Source organism: Butyrivibrio sp., assembly GCF_017635265.1.
Lineage (GTDB): Bacteria > Bacillota > Clostridia > Lachnospirales > Lachnospiraceae > Butyrivibrio.
The window spans coordinates 23,868-30,782 of sequence record NZ_JAGBLU010000122.1 but is presented as its reverse complement, the minus strand read 5'-3'; the positions used below and the strand labels follow the sequence as shown (position 1 = coordinate 30,782).

General features: G+C 39.4%; 6 protein-coding genes. All 6 read right to left on the bottom strand.

Going from position 1 to position 6,915, the window contains the following annotated elements; all coding sequences use genetic code 11:
* Nucleotides 1-168 precede the first annotated feature (168 nt).
* The gene (gene scpB, locus J6O61_RS15310) at nt 169-738 is read right to left on the bottom strand and encodes an SMC-Scp complex subunit ScpB (protein WP_292214967.1); all 570 of its coding nucleotides are present in this window, start codon (nt 736-738) and stop codon (nt 169-171) included.
* Nucleotides 739-742: 4 nt separating this feature from the next.
* Nucleotides 743-1,492, bottom strand: coding sequence for a segregation and condensation protein A (locus tag J6O61_RS15305; RefSeq protein ID WP_292214965.1), 750 nt, complete (start codon nt 1,490-1,492; stop codon nt 743-745).
* Nucleotides 1,493-1,528: 36 nt separating this feature from the next.
* A complete protein-coding gene (locus J6O61_RS15300; protein WP_292214963.1) occupies nt 1,529-2,404 on the bottom strand; it encodes a metallophosphoesterase in 876 nt (291 codons plus the stop codon).
* 94 nt (nt 2,405-2,498) lie between these two features.
* A complete protein-coding gene (gene rpsU / locus J6O61_RS15295; RefSeq protein ID WP_013280615.1) occupies nt 2,499-2,675 on the bottom strand; it encodes a 30S ribosomal protein S21 in 177 nt (58 codons plus the stop codon).
* 128 nt (nt 2,676-2,803) lie between these two features.
* Nucleotides 2,804-5,458 (bottom strand): alanine--tRNA ligase, encoded by a 2,655-nt coding sequence (gene alaS, locus J6O61_RS15290; RefSeq protein WP_292214961.1) that lies wholly within the window; start codon nt 5,456-5,458, stop codon nt 2,804-2,806.
* 15 nt (nt 5,459-5,473) lie between these two features.
* Nucleotides 5,474-6,883 (bottom strand): glycine--tRNA ligase, encoded by a 1,410-nt coding sequence (locus tag J6O61_RS15285; RefSeq protein ID WP_292214959.1) that lies wholly within the window; start codon nt 6,881-6,883, stop codon nt 5,474-5,476.
* Nucleotides 6,884-6,915: the final 32 nt, after the last annotated feature.

The following is a 6,915-nucleotide window of genomic DNA, read 5'->3' as shown; positions in this document are numbered from 1 at the left end:
TCCGACTTTTTGGCTATTATAGCCCCAAATGTGGATAAAATCCACTATTTTTAGAATAAGTAAAATCCACCCTGTGGAATTTACTTCTACAAGGTGGAAATTAGTTTTACAAAGTGGAATTAACTTTTACAATTGACCAATTCAGTATTTTCCCTTAATTTTAAGAAATTAAATATCCAATTTTACATTGATTTCTTCTTCTGCCTGTGCCTTGAATTCTTCAACCTGCACAGCTCCTATCGTTGGAAGCTCCTCAAGGCTCCTTACTCCAAAACTTCTAAGGAACTCTTCTGTTGTTCCAAATAATAAAGGTCTTCCCGGAGCATCAAGTCTTCCAAGTTCCTGCACAAGTCCAAACTCCACAAGTCTGTTAACAGCATGATCACTGTTAACTCCACGGATTTTTTCCACTTCAAGTCTTGTTATAGGCTGTTTATAAGCAATTATCGAAAGTGTTTCCATCAAAGAATCCGTAAGGACTGCCTTTTTAGGAGTTTTAGCAATTTTTACCAGATACTCATACATTTCTTTCTTGGTACAAAGCTGAACAGAACTTTCAAGTTCTATAATACCTATTCCACTGTCCTGTTTTTCATATTTTTCTTTGAGATACTGTATATACTTTTTAACTTCTTTAGATTCAGTTTCCATTGCCTTTGCCAAAGCATTTATCTCCACCGAATCACCCATTGTAAAAAGAATAGCCTCTACTATTCCTGCGCCTTCTTCTTTTGTCATTGTATCAGCTTGCCTTTCTGGAAGTAATTATTATATCTGCAAATGTCCCATCCTGCCGGATTTCTATTTCTCCTAGTTTCATTTCCTCAAGAACAATAAGGAACGTAACTATGATTTCTGTTTTATTGTGCTGTTTTTCCAAAAGCTGCCTGAAGCTAAAACTTTTGTGTTCTCTTATATAAGCTTTGATATACAGAGTTTTGGCATCCATATCCACAGTTTCTTTTTCAATATTTCCGAATTTACTACGGATAGGATCCACCTTATCCTCCTGCCTCTTAAGCAGTTCCTGAAAAATCTCATTCAGCTTCGATAATGTTGCATCGCCTATAAGATTGCTAAAATCAATCGGTGCCTCATACTCTTTAACTTCTTTGGGGATATTTTTTTGCCTGTACCATGAAAGCCCCGCATCCATCTGTCTGTCTTTAAGCTCATAAGCCATATACTTATACATCTTGTACTCAAGAAGTTTTTCGACAAGTTCTGCTCTTGGGTCCTCTTCTTCCCCATCCTCATTGACTTCCTTCGGAAGAAGCATTTTACACTTAATATCAATGAGTGTAGCAGCCATTACCAAAAATTCGCTGGTAACCTCCATATCCTCTTTTTGCATAGCATTGATGTATTCCATATATTGCTCTGTAATGGTAACAATAGGAATATCATAGATATCTATCTGGTTCTTATCTATCAGATGCATCAAAAGATCCATAGGACCTTCGAACACCTGTAGCTTTATTTCAAGTGACATAATATCTCCTCATAAAAACTTTCCATGCCAAATATATCAGGCTTTGCCTGCAACATTTATCACACAGACTTCACCGGGATTTAGGAATCTTACATGTATAGTGTGTGTTCCAAGCCCTCTTCCAAGTATCATAGTCTTATTATCTTTTTTATATAGCCCACCATCATATTTAGGAAAAAGAGCTATTGATGGCGAAATTACTCCGCCCAGAATCGGTAATCTGATTATTCCACCGTGAACATGTCCGGACAAAGTAAGATCAGCCCCCCACTCCACATAGTTTTCAAAATATTGAGGATTGTGAGCAATAAGAAGCTGGAATCTGTTTTTTTCTTTTTCACCAATGTCACCGACAAGTCTGTCCAAATGATCTTGATCCATCTTCCTTTTTACAACTTTTCTGAAATACTCAAGATTAAGATCAAGACCTGTGATCCTTATATTCTTATCTTCTATACAAATTGAATCATTTTCCAAAAATACAACTCCCTCTTTGGAGAGTCTGCTCTTGTATCTGTCATAGAAATTCCCATACTCTTTTGTAAAAGATTTCACTTTATATTCATGATTGCCATTCCCATAAAAGACTTTATATCTGCCTGAAAGATTTCTGATAAGTTCGAATCCTGACTCGTACCTTATTTTTCCATCTTTTGCATGAGCAGTAAACATATCGCCGCCGCAAATTACCGCATCTGGAGCAATTTCATCAATAGTTTTGATTAGTTTCTCATTATTATCGCCATAAACATAGCCATGAAGATCCGATAAAAAAACAAACTTAAAATTGCCAATAACCTTATCAGATCTGATTTCATAGTTTCTGACCACAAAATTATGTGTATCATGGTAAATCACCAGAACACATAATATAACAAACAATAAAATCCCTATTAAAATATAAAGCATCATACCCAAACATCTTTCTTATGATTTTCAGACATACGATGTCTATTTTATCACAACAAAAAAGCCCTTGGCAAATGCCAAAGGCTTTTTATTAGATTTAGTTATATTTGCGCTTTCTTGCTGCTTCAGACTTTTTCTTGCGTCTAACGCTAGGCTTCTCGTAGTGTTCTCTCTTACGGATTTCCTGCTGGATACCAGCCTTTGCGCAACTTCTCTTAAAACGACGCAGTGCGCTATCCAAAGTCTCGTTTTCTTTTACTACTACAGTTGACATCTCTACTCTTACCCTCCCTTCAGTCCCTTCAAGTACATGACTGATTGGGTTATTTATTATGCTTATACTGAGCCCATTAGCTCACATAACATTTACAATTATATCACAAAAAGCAATGGCGTCAAGAATTATTTTACTTGATTTTCGAGAACTTTTTCAGCCTCAGCAAGTGCATCACTGATACCTGCAGGATTCTTGCCACCGGCCTGAGCCATATTAGGGCGTCCGCCACCGCCGCCACCAACTATAGGTGCAATAACTTTTATAAGATTTCCGGCATGAGCTCCTTTTGCAAGAGCTCCATCAGTAACCATTGTAATAAGATTTACTTTGCCATCAGCTTCGGAAATAAGAACAACAACGCCCTCTCCAAGCTTAGTCTTCATCTGATCTCCAAGATCTCTTAAGCCATTCATATCAACGCCTTTTACGGAAGTTGCAAGAAGCTTAACTCCGTTAATATCTTTAACCTGATCAGATACATCTCCAAGTGCTGCCTGAGCTTCCTTACTCTTAAGGGATTCATTCTCGCTTCTGAGAGCCTTAAGCTCTTCCTGAAGCTTTTTAATATGCTCAGCAAGATCAGAAGCATTAGCTTTCACAAGCTTAGCAGATGCATTAAGTGTCTGCTCAACATTAAGATAATAGTCTCTTGCATTGCTACCTGTAAGAGCCTCAATACGACGAACACCTGCAGCAACACCGCTCTCTGCTACGATCTTGAAAAGACCGATATGGCTTGTATTAGATACATGTGTACCACCACAAAGTTCAATAGAGAAGTCTCCCATATTTACAACTCTTACTGTATCGCCATATTTCTCACCAAACAGAGCCATAGCTCCTGTCTTCTTGGCTTCTTCCAAAGTCATTTCCTTTGTAACAACAGGAAGTGCTTCCAAAATTTTGGCATTAACTATATCTTCAACTTTCTTGATCTCTTCAGCAGTCATAGCCTGATGATAACTAAAGTCAAATCTTGTCTTGTCAGGATCCTGATAAGAACCGGCCTGCTCAACGCCATCGCCCAGAACTTCCTGAAGAGCTTTCTGAAGAAGATGTGTAGCTGAATGGTTTCTGCATGTTTTAGCTCTGTTTTCAGCGTCAACATCCAAAGTTACCTTGTCAGATACCTTAAAGCTTCCCTTTACAACAGTTCCAACATGAGCTGTTCTTCCACCGGCAACTTTAACAGTTTCTGATACTTTGAACTTAGCTCCATCTTTTCCTGTTATCTCACCGATATCTCCAACCTGGCCACCCATTGTGCCATAGAAGGATGTCTTATCAGTAATGATTGTTCCCTGCTGTCCCTCCAAAAGGCTGTCTGTAAGTGCCTCTGCACCTGCCATAGCAACAATACTGCCTTCGCATGAAAGAGAATCATATCCTACAAATTCACACTTAATATCCTCTGCAAGTTCATCGAATAAGCCTGCGCCTGTTGTAAGATTTGCAGCGAAATTCTGATTGTCTCTGGCTTTCTGTTTCTGCTCTTCCATTGCAGCGGCAAAGCCCTTCTCATCAACAGTAAAGCCCTCTTCCTCTGCAAGCTCTACAGTAAGCTCTACAGGGAATCCAAATGTATCATAAAGGAAGAATGCATCTTTTCCTTCGATTACTTTCTTTCCTTCAGAAGTTGTCTTATCAAGGATCTTCTTGAACTCTTTCATATCATTTTCAAGAGTAGACTCAAAACGGTCGATCTCTCTTCCAAGTTCCTGAAGAACAAAGCTACGGTTCTTAACAAGATTCTCATAGCTCTCAGAATACTCATCAAGATAAATTGAAGCTACTCCAAGAATATGTTCTTTCTTAAGTCCAAGAGCTCTTGCATGTCTGACTGCACGACGGATAAGTCTTCTAAGTATATATCCGGCGCCTGTGTTAGAAGGTAAAAGCTTAGCTTCGTCACCAATGAGCATAACAGAAGTACGTGTGTGATCAGCGAGAATTCTCATTGATCTTGTGCTCTTCTCATCAGTGTCATATTTAATTCCGCTCTCTTTTTCGATATATGCAATAACAGGTGCATGAAGATCAATTTTATAAACATCATCTGTTCCGTTAAGGAAAGCCAGAATACGCTCAAGTCCCCAACCTGTATCAACGTTCTTCTGAGCAAGTGGTGTAAGATGACCATCATGATGTTTCTCATACTGCATAAATACATCATTACCGATTTCTGTATACTTGCCGCAATGACATCCCGGGCCACAATCAGGGCCGCAATCAGGAATATCTTTTACATAGAACATTTCACTGTCAGGGCCACATGGTCCGTATTCAAGTCCCCACCAGTTGTCCTCTGCAGGGAGATAATAGATGTTCTCGGGTTTAAATCCTGACTCAATACGATACTTTGCGCCTTCTTCATCTCTTGGTGCATTCTCATCACCTGCAAAAACAGTAGCTGCAAGATGATCGGCATCAAAGCCAAAGAGCTCTGTTAAAAGTTCAAAGCTCCACTGACAACGTTCTTTCTTGAAGTAATCTCCAAGAGACCAGCTTCCCATCATTTCAAAGAAAGTACCATGACTCTTATCACCTACAGAATCAATGTCGTTGGTACGAACACATCCCTGAACATTACAAAGCCTTGTTCCAAGCGGATGCTTTTTGCCTAAAAGATAAGGCATAAGAGGCTGCATACCTGCAACATTGAACATAACGCCTGTTGAGCCATCAGATACAAGAGAAACCGCGCCACAATCCACATGACCTCTTTTAATATAAAAATCCTTCCAAGCTTTTCTAAGCTCGTTAGCAGTATATTGTTTCATAATTAAACTAACTCCTTAAAATGTAAACTTATCAGCAAAGTAAGAATCAAGTTCGTCGATGGCAATTCTCTCCTGCTCCATGCTGTCTCTGAATCTTACTGTAACCTTGTGGTCTTCTTCTGAATCAAAGTCATAAGTGATGCAGAATGGTGTACCAATCTCATCCTGACGACGATATCTCTTACCAATGTTTCCACGATCATCAAATTCACAATTATACTTCTTTGAAAGCTGAGCATAAATCTTTTCCGCACCTTCATTAAGCTTCTTGGAAAGTGGAAGCACTCCAATCTTAACAGGGGCAATTGCCGGATGGAAATGAAGAACTGTACGCATATCAGGCTTTTCCTCAGTTCCAATATTTTCCTCATCATATGCCTCGCAAAGGAAAGCAAGTGTTACTCTGTCAGCACCAAGTGAAGGCTCAACAACATATGGAATGTATTTTTCATTGGTTTCATCATCAAAGTATTCCATAGGCTCGCCGGATGTTTCCTGATGTCTTGTAAGGTCGTAATCTGTTCTTGAAGCAATCCCCCAAAGCTCGCCCCAATCTGTAAATGGGAATGCATATTCAATATCTGTTGTATGATCACTATAGAATGAAAGCTCTTCCGGATCATGGTCGCGAAGTCTGATGTGTTCCTTGTCAATTCCAAGAGAAATGAGCCATTCGTAACAGGTTTTTCTCCAGTACTCAAACCATTCTGTCTGAGTGCCGGGCTTGCAGAAGAACTCAAGTTCCATCTGCTCAAACTCTCTTGTTCTGAAAGTAAAGTTGCCGGGTGTAATCTCGTTTCTAAAGCTCTTACCTATCTGGCAGATTCCAAATGGAACCTTTTTACGTGAAGAACGCTGAACATTCTTAAAGTTAACGAAAATACCCTGTGCTGTCTCAGGACGAAGGTAAACTGTATCCTTAGCATCCTCTGTTACGCCCTGGAAAGTCTTGAACATAAGATTGAACTCTCTTATGCTTGTAAAATTGTGCTTACCGCATGTCGGGCATGGAACACTATGCTCTTTGATAAAGTTTTCCATATCCTCGTGGCTCCAGCCATCAACAGAACTCTCAAGAGTAATTCCGTTTTCAGAAGCAAAATCTTCTATGATCTTGTCTGCTCTAAATCTCTCATGGCATTCCTTACAATCCATAAGAGGATCAGAAAAGCCTCCTAAATGACCTGATGCAATCCATGTTTTAGGATTCATAAGAATTGCGCAATCAACGCCGACGTTGTAAGGATTCTCCTGTACAAACTTCTGCCACCATGCTTTTTTTACGTTATTCTTAAGCTCAACGCCAAGGTTACCATAATCCCAGGTGTTAGCAAGACCTCCATAAATCTCTGACCCCGGGTAAACAAAGCCTCTTCCCTTGGCCAATGCTATGATTTTTTCCATTGATTTTGCTTTTGCTTCCATGTTCCTCCCATCAATCACAAGCAAGTGATTCA